Annotated in this window: 15 protein-coding genes; 7 read left to right on the top strand and 8 right to left on the bottom strand. The window is 71.8% G+C overall.

The window, feature by feature from the left end:
- Together OV208_RS36345 and OV208_RS36340 are read left to right on the top strand one after the other, a co-directional pair.
- Positions 1-1490 (top strand): HAMP domain-containing sensor histidine kinase (locus OV208_RS36345; protein ID WP_324291447.1); only part of this gene is annotated, 1490 nt, incomplete at its 5' end.
- Positions 1491-1605: 115 nt separating this feature from the next.
- Positions 1606-2211, top strand: a complete 606-nt coding sequence (locus tag OV208_RS36340; RefSeq protein ID WP_267578521.1) for a hypothetical protein — start codon at positions 1606-1608, stop codon at positions 2209-2211.
- A 21-nt stretch (positions 2212-2232) separates the two neighbouring features.
- Here OV208_RS36340 and OV208_RS36335 read toward each other — a convergent pair whose 3' ends face one another.
- Positions 2233-2598, bottom strand: a complete 366-nt coding sequence (locus OV208_RS36335; protein WP_267578520.1) for a response regulator — start codon at positions 2596-2598, stop codon at positions 2233-2235.
- A 78-nt stretch (positions 2599-2676) separates the two neighbouring features.
- Positions 2677-3024, bottom strand: a complete 348-nt coding sequence (locus tag OV208_RS36330; RefSeq protein ID WP_120543135.1) for a helix-turn-helix domain-containing protein — start codon at positions 3022-3024, stop codon at positions 2677-2679.
- 240 nt (positions 3025-3264) lie between these two features.
- Between OV208_RS36330 and OV208_RS36325 the strand changes: the two genes are divergently transcribed.
- The 3 genes from OV208_RS36325 to OV208_RS36315 all read left to right on the top strand — a co-directional run bounded on the left by OV208_RS36325 (position 3265) and on the right by OV208_RS36315 (position 8444).
- Positions 3265-5076, top strand: coding sequence for a GDSL-type esterase/lipase family protein (locus OV208_RS36325; RefSeq protein ID WP_267578519.1), 1812 nt, complete (start codon positions 3265-3267; stop codon positions 5074-5076).
- The gene (locus OV208_RS36320; RefSeq protein ID WP_267578518.1) at positions 5073-7379 is read left to right on the top strand and encodes a serine hydrolase domain-containing protein; all 2307 of its coding nucleotides are present in this window, start codon (positions 5073-5075) and stop codon (positions 7377-7379) included. Before OV208_RS36325 ends, OV208_RS36320 begins: the two co-directional genes overlap by 4 nt.
- 162 nt (positions 7380-7541) lie before the next feature.
- On the top strand, positions 7542-8444 hold the full coding sequence (locus OV208_RS36315; RefSeq protein ID WP_267578517.1) for a zinc ribbon domain-containing protein: 903 nt from the start codon (positions 7542-7544) through the stop codon (positions 8442-8444).
- A 24-nt stretch (positions 8445-8468) separates the two neighbouring features.
- Here the strand turns inward: OV208_RS36315 and OV208_RS36310 are convergent, their stop codons facing one another.
- From OV208_RS36310 to OV208_RS36295, 4 genes are all read right to left on the bottom strand, one after another.
- Positions 8469-9551 (bottom strand): hypothetical protein, encoded by a 1083-nt coding sequence (locus OV208_RS36310; RefSeq protein ID WP_267578516.1) that lies wholly within the window; start codon positions 9549-9551, stop codon positions 8469-8471.
- Between the two features lie 127 nt (positions 9552-9678).
- Entirely contained in the window at positions 9679-9909 is a 231-nt protein-coding gene (locus tag OV208_RS36305) for a hypothetical protein (protein WP_267578515.1), read from the bottom strand.
- Between the two features lie 66 nt (positions 9910-9975).
- Positions 9976-10632 (bottom strand): metallophosphoesterase, encoded by a 657-nt coding sequence (locus OV208_RS36300; protein WP_267578514.1) that lies wholly within the window; start codon positions 10630-10632, stop codon positions 9976-9978.
- An 86-nt stretch (positions 10633-10718) separates the two neighbouring features.
- Complete coding sequence (locus OV208_RS36295) at positions 10719-11579, bottom strand: sigma-70 family RNA polymerase sigma factor (RefSeq protein ID WP_267578513.1); 861 nt, start codon at positions 11577-11579, stop codon at positions 10719-10721.
- Positions 11580-11889: 310 nt separating this feature from the next.
- Here OV208_RS36295 and alr point away from each other — a divergent pair, with 310 nt between their 5' ends.
- On the top strand, positions 11890-13101 hold the full coding sequence (alr, locus tag OV208_RS36290; RefSeq protein WP_420715079.1) for an alanine racemase: 1212 nt from the start codon (positions 11890-11892) through the stop codon (positions 13099-13101).
- Between the two features lie 9 nt (positions 13102-13110).
- On the opposite strand, the gene OV208_RS36285 is transcribed toward alr, so the two are convergent.
- Entirely contained in the window at positions 13111-14163 is a 1053-nt protein-coding gene (locus tag OV208_RS36285) for a lysophospholipid acyltransferase family protein (protein WP_267578511.1), read from the bottom strand.
- Between the two features lie 98 nt (positions 14164-14261).
- Between OV208_RS36285 and OV208_RS36280 the strand changes: the two genes are divergently transcribed.
- A complete protein-coding gene (locus tag OV208_RS36280) occupies positions 14262-17018 on the top strand; it encodes a M1 family metallopeptidase (protein ID WP_267578510.1) in 2757 nt (918 codons plus the stop codon).
- A gap of 84 nt (positions 17019-17102) precedes the next feature.
- Here the strand turns inward: OV208_RS36280 and OV208_RS36275 are convergent, their stop codons facing one another.
- Positions 17103-17855: an enoyl-CoA hydratase gene (locus OV208_RS36275; protein ID WP_267578509.1), complete on the bottom strand. Its 753-nt coding sequence runs from the start codon at positions 17853-17855 to the stop codon at positions 17103-17105.
- Positions 17856-17865: the final 10 nt, after the last annotated feature.

Here is a 17865-nt window from a genome sequence, read left to right as displayed (position 1 = left end):
GCCTTTTCTCCACCGTGGTGGGTGTGCTGGTCCTGCTCACCGTGGTCTCCGCCACACTGCTCGTGGTGCTGACGAGCGCGCTGGAGCGCATGGCCTCCACCCTGAGTGAGTCCGTGGAAGGGGTGCGGCAGGCGGAGGAGCTGGAGGTGGATCTGCTCGTCCATTCCCGGCTCATCTCGTCGCCGGGCACGCCCATGGTGGCGGACCCTGCCCGGGGACGCTCCCCGGCGGAGATTGAAGTGGACCTGCACCGCCAGCTCCATGAGCTGCACGCCTACGCCTCCACCGACGAGGAGCGCCAGGTGCTGGCGGAGGCGGAGCGCGACGTGGCCGACTACCTGGGGGCGCAGCGGCGCCTGTCGGAGACGGAGCAGGCCTCCTCGCCGTATGACTCGCGGGTGGTGGCCACGCTGGACGCGGGGCTCCGTTCGCTGGAGCGCCTCATCCAGATCAACGTGGACCAGGCCCAGGAGGCGCGCGTGCTCGCGGCCCGCTGGAGCGAAACGGCCAACCTGCTGGGACTGGTGCTGGGCCTGTTGCTGCTGACGACGCTCGTGCTGGTGGTCTTCTGGCTGCGGCGCTTCGCGCTGCGTCCGGTGGCGCACCTCCAGCAGGCGATGCGCGCCTTCGGCACGGGCCGCAACCGGGACGCGCGCGCGCCGGAGGAGGGGCCGTTGGAGATCCGCGACATGGCCCACACCTTCAACGAGATGGCGGACAGCCTGGCGCACCAGCAGGAGCAGCAGCTGGCGTTCCTGGCCGGCGTGGCGCACGACCTGCGCAACCCGCTGTCCGCGCTGAAGCTGTCCACGGCGCTGGCGTCGCCCGGCCGCGCGGAGGTCAGCCTGGAGCGGATGCAGCGCACGCTCGCGCTGGTGCGCCGGCAGGTGGCCCGGCTGGACCGCATGGTGGGAGACCTGCTGGACGCCACGCGCATCGAGGCGGGCAAGCTGGAGCTCCAGCCGGAGGTGCGCGACACGCGCGAGCTGGCGCGCTCGGTGGTGGAGCTGTACCAGTCCAGCGAGCCCGGCCACACGCTGGAGCTGGTGGTGCCCGACGCCGCGGTGCTGGTGCGGGCGGACCCCGCGCGGCTGGAGCAGGTGCTGACCAACCTGGTGAGCAACGCGCTCAAGTATTCGCCGGTGGGCAGCCGCGTGCGGGTGTCCGTGCTGGGGGATGCGCACCACGTGGTGGTGGCGGTGTCCGACCAGGGCATCGGCATGTCGGCGGAAGAGCTCAAGGGGCTCTTCGTCCCGTTCCAGCGCGCGGGCAACGCGAAGCAGCGCGCCCCGGGCGTGGGGTTGGGGCTGTCGGTGTCGCGGCGGATCATCGAAGCGCATGGGGGCCGCATCGAGGTGGAGAGCCAGCCCGGCCAGGGCTCCGTGTTCCGCGTCCACCTGTCCCGGGTGTCCGCCGGCCCCCCGGGCCTGCCCGCCTCCTCCGACGAAGAGGAACCCTCCGCGAGCGAAGGCCCCGGCGCCGTGCACTGAAGGGGCGGGGGCAACCGTTGCCTGCCGCGCGTCGTCGGGAGGCTCGGGGCGGCAAAGGGATGCGCCCGGACGGGGCAGGGCGTACCTTGCGGCACCAACGTCAGGAGCCGTCTGGATGATGAAGATTTCGCGCCGGGCCGTCCCGCTCGCCGCCCTGCTGGTGCTGGGGGGATGCGCGGGGCGTACGCAGTCCGCGCCGCCCGAGGCCGCCGCCGAGCCCGTGCAGGCGCCGCCCGCTGTCGTCCAGTCCACGGAAGGGGGCTTCAGCGTGGCGTTCCCCGGCCCCGTCACCGAGGAGCGGCGCGTGCAGCCCACGGACGTGGGCGAGGTGACGCTGCACACGTTCATCGCCGCGCGCACGGCGGAGGACACCGCCTACTACGTCTCCTACACGGACTTCCCGCCCGCGGCGGTGGCCCAGGTGGACCCGCGCGACGTGGTGAGCCGCGCCAGCCAGGGGGCGCTGGAGGCGCTGGGCGCCACGGGCATCTCCGCGAAGCCGGTCCAGATGGACGGGGGCTTTCCGGGCCAGGAGGTGGGTGGCCTGTCCGGCCCGCGCCGCCTGCGCGGACGCTTCTTCATGGTGGGCCCGCGCCTGTACCAGCAGTTGTTACTGCACCCGGACGGGCGCCCGCCGAAGGACGCGGACCGCTTCTTCGATTCGTTCCGGTTGGACCCCACCGTCGCGGGGCGGCTGGGCAACGTGACGCGCGGAACCTGAGCGCGCGGGGCCGCGCGCCCTTCAGTGCAGGGCGTGCACGAACCGGCGCACGCAGGCGACGAGCAGGTCGCGGTCGAAGGGCTTCTGGAGCACCTCGCGGATGGCCGGGTGCTTCTCCTCGCCAGCGCTGATGGCCACGACGGGCACGTCCGCCAGCGTGTGCCGCAGGTGCAGCGAGTCCAGCAGCAGCCAGCCGTCCCTGCGCGGCGTCCACATGTCCAGGATGACCAGCGCCGGGGGTGGGTGGGTTTCCATCCACGCGAGCGCGTCGTCCCCGGTGGCGGTGGCGACGGCGTGGAAGCCTTCGGCGGTGAGGATCTCCACGAGCGCGTCGCGCAGGTCGCTGTCGTCCTCGACGATGAGGAGGGTGGGGGGGGCGCGGCTCATGGCGACCGACCCATAGGGCAGTCGCGGCCGGTGGGACAGGGAACATCTGCCGGGTGCGACCGGCAGCCGAGGGTGTGCTCAGGGCTTGTCGAACATGGCCTGGAGCACGCGCCAGGCCAGCTTCACTTCCGGCCCGGAGCGGGACGCGAGGTAGTCGCAGATCTCCGCCACGCCGTCGGAGCGTTCCATGTCGAAGGAGTGGAAGAGCGTCTTGAGGGACACCTCCAGGCCCACGGACAGCTTGCCCAGCGTGTCGAGCGACGGAGAGAACCCGCCGCGTTCGATGCGGCGGATGGCATCCACGGACAGGTCACTGCGTTCGGCGAGCGCTTCCTGGGTCAACTCGCGACGGGTGCGCATGCTGCGCACGTGGTCGCCAAAGCGTCGGTGGAGCTTCGTCCATGTTGTCAGCCGGTTCTTCCCCATGTTCGCGGCGGATAATTTGGGGACGCGCCGCGCTGTGTGAAGGGCGCATGTTCGCGGCCTGACGGTGCATTCGTACCAGGGGCGAGCTTGCCGTTCTTCCAAGGCGACGCCGCTGCCTGCAGCGTGCAGTGCTGGACGGATGCCCCGGTCTCCCGCCCAGGCGAAGTGGCCCGCGGGGCGACCGAGCAGGAGGTGGGGAACATGCGCAGGTCCCCGCTTTCGTCTACGCTCGGGGGTCACATGACGGTTCCCGAAGTCTCGCGGGGGCGCGGGCGGGCGTGGCTGCTCGCCCTCCTGGCGGGTGCCCTGCTCCCCGGGTGCGAGTCCCGCACACCCTCTCACCGTTTCCCCCTCACGACGCCGCTGGAGAAGTCCGCCGCGTCGCCGCCCGTGCGTCCGGAGTCCGCGTCGTCCGCCGAAGTGGCTCGGCCGGCGGATGCGTCCGCCCAGGCGTCACCGAGCGTGGCTGGGGCGTCCGCGACGGATGCGCCCGGCAGGGCAGCAGCGCCGGTGGGTGCTTCGCTCGACGCTGCGCGTCCGGTGGATGCGAGCCCCGAGGCCGCACGTCCGGTGGATGCGAGCCCCGAGGCCGCACGTCCGGTGGATGCGAGCCCCGAGGCTTCCCAGTTGCGGGAGGCCACCCTCCCCGGTGCTCGCGCGCGGACGATGGATGCGTCGTCGGCGGTGCTGGCTTCCCTGGATGCGAACCGTACCGGGACGACGTCCCCCCGCGGTTCGTTCCGCGCCTTGCCGCCCACCACCGAGCGGGGTCGGCGCCTGCGCTCGCTGGGAAACCGGCTGATGACGCCAGGGGGCGCGGTGGAGGATCCGTGCCTTGAACCCGGCGGCACCGGGTGCGTGCGCTCCGCGCTGACGCCGTTCTTCGCCGCGTTGGATGGGCTGGTCACGGGCGCGGCGGATGCGACGAAGGAGCCCACGGTCATCGCCGCGTTCGGCAACTCGCTCATCGCGGGGGACCGCATCGTGGACGTGGTGCGCGACGAACTGGTGCACGGCTTTGGTGGCGCGGGACGTGGCGTGCTGCTGGTGGACCGCATGGCGCCGTACGGCGGAAGGTCGCGCACGGCCGCCGTGAGCAATGGCTGGGAGCCGCGCACGCTGGGTGAGCTGCGCGCGCCACCGCACCCGTTCGGCATCACCGGCGTGTACCACGTGGCCACCGTGGCCCGGGCCCGGGGGCGCTTCAAGCTGGAGGGCGAGCCGCGCGGGACGCTGTGGTGGAAGGACGTGGAGGACGCGGGCCGGCTCGTCGTGTCCGTGGACGGCGCGGTGCTGGCGCGCACGGAGCCCCAGGGTGACGGTGCCAGCCGCACCACGACCTTCGAGCTGCCCGTGGGCGCGAAGTGGCTGGACGTCACCGCCGAGGGCAAGGGCGCTGTCGTCCAGGGTGTGGTGCTGGAGAAGGACGGACCCGGCATCGTGCTGGACATGCTCGGCGTGCCGTCCGCGGATGCCACGCTGTACGCCCGGATTGAAGAGGACGCGCTGAAGGCGCAGGTCGCGCAGCGAGATCCGAAGCTGTTGCTCTTCTTCCTGGGCGGCAACGAGTCCAAGCGCCTGGAGTGGAAGCGCACCGACCTGGACACCGTGCGCCGCGACCTGACGGCCCTGCTGCGCCGCACCCGCGCCGTATCGCCGGACAGCGCGTGTCTGGTGGTCGGCCCGATGGACGCGGTGCAGGACGGGCACGTCGAGGGCAAGCCCCTGGTGCAGCGCCCGTTCCTGGAGTCCGCCATCACCGCCGAGCGCGAGGTGGCTCTCGCCGAAGGCTGCGGGTTCTTCAACCTGTTCGCCGCGATGGGCGGCGCGGGTTCGCTCGCGCGCTTCAATCAGGCGGGGTTCATGCACGACGACCTGGTGCACCCGCGCGGGCAGGGATTGGACCTGCTGGGGCAGCTGGTCTCGGACGCGTTGCTCAAGGGCTGGGTGGCGCAGGGCGCGGAGCTGGCGCCGCCGCTCACGTCCTCGCGCGAGGAGGCCCCGCCGTGGCCCGGGGATGGAAGCGGTCGGACCGCGGAGGACGTGCGATGAGGCGTGCATTCGTCGCGCTGTGGCTGTTCGTCGCGTCGCCCTCGCTGGCGGTTCCCGCCCAGGCGCCCGCCGAGGCGAAGGCGCCCGCGTCGGAGTCCAGCGCGAAGGTCGCCGCGCCCGCGTCGGAGACGGGCGCGAAGGTCGTCGCGCCCGCGTCGGAGACGGGCGCGAAGGTGGCGACGGAGTTCCCGCCGGAGGTGGAGCGGGCGTTGGACGCGCTGGTGCGCGCGGACCTGAAGCAGGGACCGACGGCGGGGCTGTCGGTGGGCGTGATGCGGGGGGGCCAGCGGTGGATGCGTGGCTTCGGCTACCGCGACCTGGGCAAGAAGCTGCCGGCCACGGTGCGCACCACGTACCGCATGGCATCCATCACCAAGTCCTTCACGGCGGTGGCGGTGTTGCAGCTCGCGCAGGCGGGCAAGCTGGACCTGGACGCGGACATCCGCACGCTGGTGCCCGAGTACCCGGTGAAGCAGTGGCCGGTGACGGTGCGGCAGTTGTTGGGGCACCTGGGCGGAGTGCCCACCTACGACAGCCCGAGCGCGGGCAACAATACGAAGCCGGTGTCGACGCGCGAGGCCATCGGTCTGTTCGCCGAACGTCCGCTCTCGTCGGAGCCGGGCACGCGCTACCTGTACACGACGTGGGGCTTCAACCTGCTGGGCGCGGCGGTGGAGACGGCGTCGGGCAAGTCCTACCGCGAGTACCTGCGCGACCACGTCTTCGGTCCCGCGCACATGTCCCACGCGGACCTGGACGAGCTGAGCACCCGCGACGCGGAGCAGGCGGTGGGCTACCGCGTGGCGGGCAGCACGCTGAAGCCGTCGCGCTTCCTGGATGTCACCAGCCGCTTCGCGGGCGGAGGCACGCGCGCGTCGGTGGAGGACCTGCTGGGCTTCGCGCGCGCGGTGCTGGATGACGCGCTGGTGACGCGCGAGACGATGGGGCGCATGCAGGCGACGATGGTGACGCGCGACGGGCGCATCACCGACTACGGCATGGGCTTCGCGACCTATCCGCTCCGGGGCCACTACATCGTGGCGCACGCGGGCGGGCAGCCGGAGACGACGACGCTGCTGGTGTTGCTGCCGGCGGAGGACACGGCCATCGCGCTGGCCACCAACGTGGAGGACGAGGCGAAGCGGCTGCGCCGGCTGTCCCTGCGCTTGATGGAGACGGTGCTGGACGAAGGCGCGCCGGCCCGGGGTGGCCACTTCACGGACCCCGTGGACGCGGTGGCGTACGAGGGCATGGGGCGGCTGGCGAGCTACGGGCTCGCGTACCACGACTGGGCCACGCGAGGACCCGGCACGCTGCCGCCGGAGACGGACCTGCCGGGTGCGTTCGCGAAGGTCACGGCGCTGTTCGAGCGGGCCACCATCGCGCGCGACACGCGGGGCGCGATGGAGCGGATCCGCGGCGCGCACGAGCCCCGGGGCGAATCCCTGTTCATCCGCGTGGGCGCGCACATGGCGGCCACGGTGGAGAAGGTGCTGGGCGTGGAGCGGCTGCGCTCGTACCGGACGCAGGGCTCGGCGGCCTTCTTCGCGGACTACCTGGCCGCGTGTGAAACCCTGAAGTGCCCGGAGACGGAGCGCTTCAGCAAGGGCGTGCGGGACGACGTGGCCCGCTTCGTCGCGGGGTGGAAGCGCGCGGAGGTGCCCACGCTGCGGCGCTCGCGGCTGGAAGACGTGAAGGACCCCGAACGGCTGTGGCCCTCGCTGAAGGAGGCGGCGGCGCGCGCGCCCTCGGTGCGGCCGGACTACACGGATGAGCTGCTGACGCTGGCGGACCGGGCGAAGCGCAAGCCGACGGACCGCATGCGCTGGCTGGAGCGCGCGACGGAGCTGCATCCGGAGTCGATGGATGCGCACCTGGCGCAGGCGGTGGGGTTGCTCGAAGCGGACCGGGAGGCGGAAGCCGGCCCGCACGTGCGCGAGGCGTTCGAGACGCCGGAGGGGTCGCTGGTGCTGTCGCCCGCGGGCTTCCTGCGAAGGCTCCTGGACACGCGCTCGCCGAAGGTGGCGAGGGGTTTGTTGCGCACGGCGGTGACGCTGCATCCCGACGCGCCGGAGTTGTGGGAGGCGCTGGCCAAGCGCGAGCGGGCGCTGGGTGACCCGGGCGCGGCGAAGGTGGCGCTGGGGCAGGCGAAGCGGGCGCGGCAGGTCCGGGCGGCACAGGAGGCCCGGGCTCCGCGTCCGCCGGGCATCGTGGCGCCCGCCGGAAGCGCGCCGGACAAGGCTCCCAGTGGGACGACGTCTCCCTCGGTGCCGGTGGATCCGGAAGCTCCGCCGGAGCCGTAGGGCAGGGGCCGTGCGGCGAGCTGGGGCCCACCAGGAGCCCTGGCCTCGGGCGTGTTTCAGGGCCGGCCATCTCTGACGTGAGCGCGGGTCCGCCCGCGCGGTGCGTGCGTCCCGGAAGGCCGCATGCTCGGCGCAGGCCGGGCCATGCGAGGATGCGCGGCGATGACGCCTTCCTGCCCTTCTTGTCAGTCCCCCTTCGTTCCCGGTGCGCAGACGTGTGGCGCGTGTGGTGCGTCGCTGCTGGTGGCCCCGGCCCCTGGAAGCTCCGAACCTGTCTGCGCGGTGCATCCGCAGTGGCGGAGCGTGGCCACGTGCCCCCGCTGCGGCGCGTTCGCCTGCGCCAGTTGCCTGCGTCAGGGCCCCGAGGGCGTGGTGTGCGCGAGCTGCCACGACCGCGCGCCCATGGGCACGGTGCCGTGGGACCGGCGTGCGGAGCTGGGGACGCTCAAGGCGTTCTGGCAGACGTGTGTGGGCATGTTGATGCGGCCCACGGAGACCCTCAAGGGCATCAACCCCGACGCGTCGTTGGGCAGCTCGATGATCTTCGTGCTGCTGACCGGGGTGGCGGGCTTCGTGACGACGGGCCTGCTCTACGTCGTCCTCTTCGGCGGCATCATGGCGTTCGTGCCCGACACGGAGGCGAACACCGCGGAGAACCCCATGGGTTCCCAGAGCGCGAAGCTGTTCCTGGTGGTGGGGATGCTGGCGTGGACGGTGGCGATGCCGTTCTTCAACGCGGGCATGACGTTCATCCTCGCGGGCATGGACCACCTCATCCTGCGCATGGGTGGCGTGGAGCGCGGCTTCTCGGTGACGCTGCGCGCGCACGCGCTCTCCCTGGCGCCCTACATCGTCGGCCTCATCCCCTTCGTCGCCATCTACTCCGCGCCCTTCTGGGCCATGGGCCTGCGCGTGGTGACGTACCGGACGCTGCACCGCACCACCTGGGGCACCGCCGGAGCGGGCGCGCTCCTGGCGCCGGTGCTCTCCTGCTGCCTCTGTGGCGGCGGCTACGCGGCCATCATGTTCGCGGCGTTCAAGGGCATGTCGGGCAGCGGGAACTGAGCTTCGGTCGTAATCCCGTGGCGCCTACCGCAGCCCGGAGGCGGCGGTGGCGCCGTGGGGCACCCGGGGGCTGGCGGCGGGCCAGAAGCGCGCGTCCCGGAAGCCGTCGAAGGACGCGGCCAGCCGCTTGGAGCCCAGGTCATAGACGCGCGCCTGCGTCGCGCCGGAGAGCAGCAGCAGGTCTCCGCGCGCCATCGCATGCACGGGGCTCCGGGCAGGCAGGGCCAGCCCCTGGGGTTCGGCGAGGCGGCCGTCATCCACCTCCCAGCGCACCGGCATCATCAGCGTGGTGAGTTCGCCCGCCGTCTGCCAGGAGTAGAGCGGACCGCTCCGGGTCTCCACGCGCGCCCAGCCGCCGAACACGTCGTGGCCCCGGTGCGCCACCACGGCATCGAGCCGCGCGGCCTCCTGGCTGCCCTCGTCCAGGGGCTGGACCGCCAGCGCATCCGGATCCCCGGACACGGTGGAGGACACCAGCATCTCCGCGGTGGTGAGCGCGAACACGGCGTCCGCGTCATCGCGCGTGGCCACGGTCTCGATGCGCTTCCACGCGCCGTTTTCCAGGCGGAACGCGTGCGCCAGCCCCGCGCCTTCCTCTGTCTCCGGGACGGGGATGCGCCGGCCCTCGAAGAGGAAGAACTCCTTCGAGCCCTCCTCGCGGCGCACCAGGTCCCCGGTATGCGCCACCAGCGCCACCAGCCGGCCTACCGAATCGAAGCCCACCGCGCCCGTCAGGCCGTCTTCCGGCAGCAACTGCGCGGAGGCCAGGCCCGAGGTCAGGTCCACCGTCCACACGCGCCCGGGCCCCCGGGCACTGCCACCCGGGTCGCGCACGGCCGCATGCTGGCCATCCGCGCTCCAGGCGAGCTGGAGCCCCTCACACGCCGCGTCCACCGTGACCAGGTCCCTGCGTCTTCCGTCGGACTCCAGGCGCAGCCACGTACAGCCCGAGGGCGCCGCGTCCTGGAGCACGGAGAGGGAGAACGGCGCCACCTTCACCGGCGTTACCGCCACCGGGGGCATGGGCTCGGTCGCGGAAGGCTCCGGGGGCTTCTGGCAGGCGCTCACGAGGAGCACGGCGCTGACGAGGCACGAGGTGCGGAGCATGTTGCAACCCTTCCGGAAAAAGATGACCTCCACGGAATATGGCAGAGCTACGGGTAAGTGCGGAAGACACTTGGAGCGCACACGGTCTGGCCGGGCCCTGATTCCTCCACGGGCGTGGCCCGGTGCGTCATCCGCCCTGGAGATGTCTGGGATTGGGGCCCGTGAAACCGCGCTGGTTCCAGGTGCCGTCCACCGAGCTGAAGTCGAGCTCGTGGAACTTCGCGGAGATCTCTACCTGGCTCTTGTCCGAGTAGACCCCCGCCATGCGCAGCTCATCCTTGTCGACGGACACCGAATAACGCGTGACCGTATAGGTTGGACCCGCGGAGAGCAGCAACGCAGCGACAACGACAGCCATGCCTTGAATCGAGCGGACCAATCCGTTTCTCCCGATGAAAGGTGGCCCGACTCTAGCGTCCGTGCCCTACAGCGCCATGTACGCGCGCGCCGCCGTCACGGAGTAGAACTTCCCCTCCGGCAGGACATACGCGGTGAGCCTTCCGCCGTACACGCAGCCTGAATCCAGCCCCAGCGCGAACGGGTGCTTCTGCAGTCCGCGCATCGCGTCGTGCCCGAAGACGACCAGCTCCGGCCCCGTCCACAGGCTGCCCCACGGCTCGCCCGCCTCCAGCCGCTTCGACGGCGTTCCGTCCGCCGCGATGCTGCGCATGTTCAGCAGGAACTCCTCCTTCTGCTCGGAGAGGGGCACCCCCGGCACCAGGCCCGCGTGCACCGCGACCACGTTCAGCTCCGGGAAGTGCTCGTAGGCGGGCAGCGTCGCCAGGTACGCCCAGTCCTCCGCCGTCAGCGTGTCCAACACCTGCCGGTGCTCCGGCTTGAGCTTCTTGCCCTTCGCCGCGCGGCCCGCATGCCAGCGCAGCACGTGCGCGTCGTGGTTGCCCTTCACCGCCCGGAACCCGCACTCCCTCGCCCTTCGCACCACCCCCGCCGAGTCCGGCCCCTTCGCCACCAGGTCCCCCACCAGCACCACCCGGTCCGCCGGACTCCAGTCACACGCCTTCAGGAGCGCGTCCAGCTCACTGGAACAGCCGTGCACATCCCCGATGAAGAGCGTTCGCATCCCATCTCCTCTTTAACGCACTGGCCGCGTCCACCCTGCCCGGTTTCTCGGGGCCCTGGCTTCCAGGGCGGGGCTCGCGCGCCGCGTCACTCGGAGTGGGAGCGCAGCAACCGACTCAGGCTCACGTCCAACTGGCTGGAGATGAGCCTCAGGACGCTGTCCAGCTGCGAGCGCGTCAGCCGCAGGCGCTCCGTCAGCCGCTGCCGCGTCCCGTCCAGCAACTCCTCCTGCGCCCCCACCACCCACCGCGCCGCCGTGGAGCGGTGCACGCCGTACAGCGCCCCCAACTGGTCGATGCCCAGCCCGTCCAGGTACTTCAACCGGAGGAAGTTGCGCTGCCGCGCCGACAGGGCCGCCAGCGCCGCCTGGAACGACGCGCTGAACTCCGCCCGGTACGTCTGCTTCAGGTACGCCAGCTCCGGGTCATCCCCCGGCGCCACCAGCATCGACAGGTCCCCGTCCTCCGACTGCGCCTGCCCCGAACGCTGCCGCTGCCAGTCCAGCGCCAGCCACAGCGCCGCCGCGCGCACCCAACCCGCCAGCGGCCCGGTGCCCGGATAGGCGGCCAGCCGCGCTGGCGCCTCCGCGCTGCCCACCAGCATCCGCTGCCGCAACAACTGGCGGACCTCGTCCAGGCCCGCGGCGGGCAACTTCAGCCGGGACACCGCCGCGTCCACCTCCGGCATCAGGCGCTGCTCGAAGGTGGCCAGCGCCGTGGGCAGGCCGTCCGCCGCCGCCCGCGCCAGGTACACATCCGTCATGTGCAGCTTGCCCCAGGCCTCCTCGTTGCCCTCGGCGGGGATCAGCCGGGCCAGGTGCGCCGCGAAGCGCGGGCCCTCCAGCGCCACCCCGGGCCAGGACTGACGGGCCGCCTCCCACGCCGCCGCCAGTCGCTCCTGGAGGACGGGCAGGGCACCAGCCGGCTCCGTTCTTCCTCGGGCGGTCATGAACGCCTGGGCTAGGGGCAAATCCGGGAGGGCCACGCGACAGCACACTATCACCGGGCCCTGTCACGACGCCGAACCCCACGCCATCTCGCAAAGGCCTACCCCCAGGTCGGTGTCCCCCGGCACACGCTCCCGCCGCACGCCTGTCCACCCCCGCACGCCGCCCGCGCCAGAAAGGGCAGTCGCCCTCGCACCCCTGTCCGCCCGAGTGGCATCCAGCCCCCCGTGGCTCCCGGGCCACGGCCGCCCATGGCCCGGGCTTTGCTGGTAGACGGAAAAAAGCAGCCGTGGTGCTGGATGGTGTGGAGGTGTGCACGTGGAAGAAGTCGGTGGCGGGCCAGGAGACGCGGTGCACTCCTCGTGGTTGGAGTTGAGCGCGGCGCATCTCCGGCACAACGTGGCGGCCTTCCGGGCGCTGGAGTCCTCGGGGCCCACGCCCCGGGCGCTGGGCGCGGTGCTCAAGGGCAATGCGTACGGCCATGGGCTCGCGCAGGTGCTGCCCCTGGTGCACGCGGACGTGGACGTCCTCTATTTCATCGCGCCTCGGGATGCGCTCACGGTGCGCGCGCACGAAGCCGCGCACGGTCTGCCCGCGCGGCAGGTGCTGGTGCTGGGCGCGGTGTCCCCGGAGGAGGCCGTCGTCCTGGCGCGCGAGGGCATCGACGTGGTGGTGGCGGACCGCTCCTGGGCGGACGCGGTGCCGGGCCTGCGCGCGGCGAAGCTTCCGCGCCCCCTGCGCGTGCACGTGCACCTGGACACGGGGCTGGGCCGCGAGGGCTTCACGGCGGATCAGCTCCCCGGTCAGACGCAGTTCCTCGCGGACGCGCGCGACGTGTTCGAAACGGTGGGCGTGCTCAGCCACTTCGCCAACACGGAGGACGTGACGGAGCAGGGGTACGCGCTCGCGCAGTTGGACGCGTTCGAGACGGGCCTTGCGCACCTGACGGCGCAGCTGAAGCCCGCGAAGCCGTTGCAGCGCCACATCGCCGCGAGCGCCGCCGCGCTGGTGCTGCCCCGGGCGCGCTACGAGGCCGCGCGGGTGGGCATCTCCCTGTATGGCCTGTGGCCCTCGCCGGAGACGCGGCTGTCGGCGCGGCTGGTGCTGGGGGAGCTTCCGGTGCTCAAGCCAGTGCTGTCATGGCGGTGCAGAAGCCAGGTGGTGAAGTGGCTGCCCACGGGCAGCTACGTGGGCTACGGCTGCACGTACCGTTGCCCGGAGCCCACGCGCCTCGCGGTGCTGCCGGTGGGCTACTACGACGGGTATCCGCGCCTCGCGTCCGGCAAGGCGCACGTGCTGGTGAACGGCCGCCGGTGTGCGGTGCTGGGCCGCGTGATGATGAACCACCTGATGGTGGACGTGACGCGCGCCGTGTCCGACGAGCGCCCGGTGACGGCGACGCTGCTGGGTCGCGACGGCGAGGAGTCCGTGTCCGCCGAGTCCCTGTCCGGCTGGGCGCAGACCATCCATTACGAGCTGCTCACGCGCCTGGGCTCGCACCTGCGCCGCGTGGTGGTGGAGTAGGCGCGTTCTTCAGTCCCGGCGTGCCGGCTCGGCGACCGTGCCCTGCGTCAGTCCCGGTGAGGCCGCGGTCACCAGCGCAGCGGGAGGCTGCACCTTCCAGCGGCGGTGCAGCCACAGCCACTGCTCCGGATGCCGGCGGATGGCGCGCTCCAGCCCCGCCGTCACCCGGGCCGTGTGCTCGGTGATGGGGTCCGCGAACTCGCCCGGCGCGGGTGCCGGAATGGGCCCCTCCACCTCCAACCGGAACCGGGCTCCCGGACCCGGCGGACGCACGCCCACCACCACGAACACCGGCATGCCCGTGCGCTCCGCGGCCACGGCCATCGCGGGCGTCGTGGACGCGAGTCTCCCGAAGAACGGCACGAACACCGCCGACTTCGCCGGCAGCGCCTGATCCAACAGCATGAACGCGGACTCGCCCCGGTGCACCGCGTCGGTGATTTCCTGGATGGCGCCCTTCGGATAGATGAGCCCCGCGCCCACGCGCAGCCGGTTCTCCGCGATGCGCGTGTTCAACGCGCCCTTGAGCGGCCGCACCAGCGCGTTGATCGGTACGCCCAGGCGGATGAGCATCTGCCCGACGAGCTCCCAGTTGCCGAAGTGCGCCGTCACCAGCAGCGCCCCCTTGCCCGTGGCCACGTGCGCCTTGAGCGCCGCCCACGCCTCCTCGCCCTCGATGCCCTGCTGGTCCCAGTCCGGCGCCATCCGGTCACCCGACGGCAGCGACTCCACCACCACGCGCGCCATGGTGATGTACGCACCGCGCGCGATGGCGTGCCGCTCCGCCTCGCTCTTCTCCGGCATCGCGTGCGCCAGGTTGTCCAGCGCCACCTTGCGGCGGATGCCCAGCGTGTAGGCCAGGTTGCCCACGAAGCGCGCCAGCGCGTCCCGGGCTCCCGGTGACAACGCGGTGAGCAACGCCCAGACGCCGCGCGTCAGCAGCGCCACGATGGGGCCGGGCGGCTCGCCGATGATGCGGCGCAGGTGCTCCGGTGGCTTCTTCCCCTCGGGAGGGGTGTTTGTTTGCGCTGGGGACGGATGGGCGGAGAGAGGGGCGGACACGGCGGCGCACTCCACCGCGAACACGACCTGACAGCAAGGCCACGCACCGCTTGCTCGTCGCTACCTTGCTCGGCCGGTCTACGACACACTGCCCGGCCATGCCCAACCTGCTCCGTCCGGTGGCCCTGGCCACCGTTACCTTCCTCGCGGCATGTGGTGCCCGACAGGGCAACACTCCCGCCCCCGGCGCTGTCGAAACAACGCCGGTCGTTCAAGCCGCCGCCGCGCCCACGCCGCCCGAACTGCGGCTGCCCGACGACGTGCGGCCCACCCAGTACGCCATCGTGTTGAAGATGGATCCGAAGGTCGAAACCTTCGAAGGCACCGCCGACATCACGCTCGACGTGGCGAAGCCCACAAGCCTCGTGTGGCTGCACGGCAAGGGCCTCGTCGTGAAGGAGGCCTCCATCGAACAGGGCGGCGTCAAGCTGGCGGTGAAGCCGTCCTCCAGCGGCGAGGACTTCCTCGGCCTGTCGCTGGAGAAACCCCTGGTCGTGGGCGGCGCGAAGCTGCGCCTCGTCTACACGGGCAAGGCGTCCGAGCGAGAGACCTCCGGCGCCTTCCGCGTCAACGAAGGCGGCGACTGGTACGTCTACACCCAGTTCGAACCCCTGGGCGCCCGCCGCGCGTTCCCGTCCTTCGACGAGCCCTCCTTCAAGGTGCCCTTCCAGCTCACCTTCCACGTGCCTGAAGGAAACGTGGCCGTCACCAACACGCCGCAGCTCGCGGAGGAGGCGGGCGCGGACGGCTGGCGCATCTTCCGCTTCGCGCCCACGCAGCCGCTGCCCAGCTACCTCATCGCGTTCGGCGTGGGCCCCTTCGACTTCCTGCCCGCGCGGGACGCCGGCCTCAAGCAGGTGAAGACGCGCATCATCACGCCCAGGGGCCGCGCCAGCGAGGGCGCGTGGGCCGCGAAGGTGACGCCCGACATCCTGGAGCAGCTGGAGAAGTACTTCGGCATCCCGTACGCATACGAGAAGCTGGACGTGCTCGCGGTGCCGCTGATGGGCGGCGCGATGGAGAACCCGGGCCTCGTCACGTTCAACTCGCGCCTCATCCTGTCCCGGCCGGAGGACGACTCGGTGGGCCGTCAGCGCGCGTTCGCGAACGTGCAGGTGCATGAGCTAGCGCACCAGTGGTTCGGCGACCTCGTCACGATGGCGTGGTGGGACGACCTGTGGCTCAACGAATCGTTCGCCTCGTGGATGACCCCGCGCATCGTGGAGTCGTGGCAGCCCACGTGGGACGGGCCGGTGGAGCGCGTGCAGGATCGCAACGGCGCGCTGGAGGCGGACAGCCTCGTGTCCGCGCGCTTCATCCGTCAGCCCATTCGTAACAACGGTGACATCCAGAACGCCTTCGACGGCATCACCTACGGCAAGGGCAGCGCGGTGCTGGCCATGACCGAAGCGTGGCTGGGCCGGGAAGTGTTCCAGAAGGGCATCCAGCGCTACATCCGCGCGCACGCGGGCGGCAACGCCACCGCGAAGAACTTCGTGGATGCGCTGTCCGCCGAGTCCGGCAAGGACGTGGCCTCCGTGATGAACAGCTTCCTGGACCAGACGGGCGCGCCCTTCATCACCGCGACCCTGCTGTGTGATGGCGGCAAGCCGCGCGTGGCCCTCACCCAGCAGCGCTACATGCGCCTGGGCTCCAAGACCCCGGACATGGCCCAGTCGTGGAAGGTGCCCGTGTGCGTGAAGTACCCGGGCGCCACGAAGGACGTCACCGCGTGCACGCTGATGACGGAGACGAAGGCGGAGCTGCCGCTGCCGGAGGCCAAGGCGTGCCCGGCGTGGGTGTTCCCCAACGCGGACGGCGCGGGCTACTACCGCGTGCGGCTGGCGGACGACACGCGCGCGAAGCTGATGAAGGCGGGCCTGACGAAGCTGTCCCGCGCCGAACGCGTGGTGCTGCTGGGCGACGCGCTGGCGCTGGCGCAGGCGGGCGTGCTGCCCGCGGCGGAGGCCCTGCCGCTGCTCACGCGCGTGGCGGAGGACCCGGACCGGCAGGTGCTGGAGGCCGGCCTGGAGCTGCTCGACCTGGTGTCGACGCGGCTGCTCACGACCGCGCAGGAGCCGGAGCGGGCCCGCTACATCCGCGACACCTTCGGGCCCCGCGCGCGCAAGCTGGGCTTCAAGCCCCGCACGGGCGAGTCCGAGGACACGCGCCTGCTGCGGCCGCGCCTGCTGGAGCTGGCTGGCAACGAGGGCCATGACCCGAAGCTCGTCGCCGAGGCGCGCACCCTGGCGGACCAGTGGCTGAAGGACCGGCGCGCGGTGGCCCCGGAGCTGGTGGGGCCGGTGCTCTCCATCGCGGCGAACCACGGCGATGCCGCCTTCAACGCGAAGCTCTTGGAGCGGCTGAGCGGAGAGAAGGACCGCTACACGCGCCAGCAGCTGCTGGGCGGCCTGTCCCAGGTGAGCGACCCCCAGCTCGTCCAGGAGAACCTCAAGATGCTCCTGGAGCCCAGGAACGACCTGCGCGAAAGCCTGTGGCTGCTCTTCGGCGCGTCGCGCGACCCGCGCACGCAGGGCGTCGCCGTGGACTTCGTGATGAAGAACTTCGACACGCTGGTGGGCACCGGGGGCAAGCCGGGCCTGCTGCCCGAAGGCATGGGTTCGCGGCTGCCCTACATCGGCGCGGGTTTCTGTGACGCGGGCAAGCGCCAGGAGCTGGCGGCCTTCTTCGAGCCTCGCGGCAAGCAGCTCCCCGGTTCGGAGCGCGTGCTCAATCAGGTGATGGAGATTGTCGACCAGTGCGGCGCGCTGAAGGAGAAGCAGGGCGAGAGCATCCAGTCCTTCCTCTCCGGCAAGGCCGCGAAGACGCCCCAGGCGCCCCCCGCGCCCCTGTAGGCCGTCTGTCATCGCGCTGAAACGACACCGGGCCCGCGTGACGTCACGCGGGCCCGGCTTGTTTGAAGGGCTTCGGAGGCGGGGCTACTTCTTGCCGCGCGTCATGAAGGACATGAGGGCCTCGCGGGCCTCGTCGGAGTGCAGGCGCTGGATGAACTCCGCGCCCTCGCGCTTCATCGTGGTCTCCACCTGCTCGCGCAGCGGGCCGCGGATGAGCTGCTTGGTCACCTTCAGCGCCTGCATGGGGCGGGAGGCCAGGGCGCGGGCGCGCTCGGTGGCCACTTCCTTGAGCTGCGCTTCGGGGACGGCCTTGTTGATGATGCCGGCGCGCAGCGCGGTGCTCGCGTCGAACGGGTCGCCGAACAGCAGCAGCTCCGACGCCAGCGCGAAGCCCGCCGCGCGGGGGAGCAGCAGGCTGCTGGCGCCTTCCGCGCACAGGCCCAGGTTGACGAAGGGCATGCAGAAGCGCGTCTTGTCCCCGGCCACCACGTAGTCACAGTGCAGGAGCATGGTGGTGCCAATGCCCACCGCCGCCCCCTCCACCGCGGCCAGCACCGGCTTGGCCATGCTGGCCAGGGCGCGCAGGTAGCGGAACACCGCGCTGTCCTCGCCCGCGGGCGGGTGCTCCACGAAGTCGCCAATGTCGTTGCCCGCCGTGAACGCGCCGCCCGCGCCGGACAGGAGCACCACGCGGACATCATCCCGGCGGTCCGCGTCCAGCAGGGCGGCCGTGGCGGCCTCGTACATGGCGTGGGTGAAGGCGTTCTTCTTCTCCGGCCGGTTGAAGGTGACGGAGAGGACCCCCGCGTCGAGCTGCGTCAGGACAGTGTCGGACATGGCCGGGCAC

This window comes from Corallococcus sp. bb12-1 (genome assembly GCF_026626765.1).
GTDB lineage: Bacteria > Myxococcota > Myxococcia > Myxococcales > Myxococcaceae > Corallococcus > Corallococcus terminator.
Note: the sequence above shows the minus strand (reverse complement) of the source record. Positions and strands in the feature narration are given on the sequence as shown.

Bases quoted from the DNA above. Each gene is read 5' to 3' on its own strand.
- OV208_RS36300 (WP_267578514.1), bottom strand. From the start codon at position 10,632: ATGCGAACGCTCTTCATCGGGGATGTGCACGGCTGTTCCAGTGAGCTG.
- OV208_RS36335 (WP_267578520.1), bottom strand. From the start codon at position 2,598: ATGAGCCGCGCCCCCCCCACCCTCCTCATCGTCGAGGACGACAGCGAC.
- OV208_RS36275 (WP_267578509.1), bottom strand. From the start codon at position 17,855: ATGTCCGACACTGTCCTGACGCAGCTCGACGCGGGGGTCCTCTCCGTC.
- OV208_RS36320 (WP_267578518.1), top strand. From the start codon at position 5,073: ATGAGGCGTGCATTCGTCGCGCTGTGGCTGTTCGTCGCGTCGCCCTCG.
- OV208_RS36325 (WP_267578519.1), top strand. From the start codon at position 3,265: ATGACGGTTCCCGAAGTCTCGCGGGGGCGCGGGCGGGCGTGGCTGCTC.
- OV208_RS36305 (WP_267578515.1), bottom strand. From the start codon at position 9,909: ATGGCTGTCGTTGTCGCTGCGTTGCTGCTCTCCGCGGGTCCAACCTAT.
- OV208_RS36315 (WP_267578517.1), top strand. From the start codon at position 7,542: ATGACGCCTTCCTGCCCTTCTTGTCAGTCCCCCTTCGTTCCCGGTGCG.
- OV208_RS36340 (WP_267578521.1), top strand. From the start codon at position 1,606: ATGATGAAGATTTCGCGCCGGGCCGTCCCGCTCGCCGCCCTGCTGGTG.
- OV208_RS36310 (WP_267578516.1), bottom strand. From the start codon at position 9,551: ATGCTCCGCACCTCGTGCCTCGTCAGCGCCGTGCTCCTCGTGAGCGCC.
- OV208_RS36295 (WP_267578513.1), bottom strand. From the start codon at position 11,579: ATGACCGCCCGAGGAAGAACGGAGCCGGCTGGTGCCCTGCCCGTCCTC.
- OV208_RS36330 (WP_120543135.1), bottom strand. From the start codon at position 3,024: ATGGGGAAGAACCGGCTGACAACATGGACGAAGCTCCACCGACGCTTT.
- OV208_RS36280 (WP_267578510.1), top strand. From the start codon at position 14,262: ATGCCCAACCTGCTCCGTCCGGTGGCCCTGGCCACCGTTACCTTCCTC.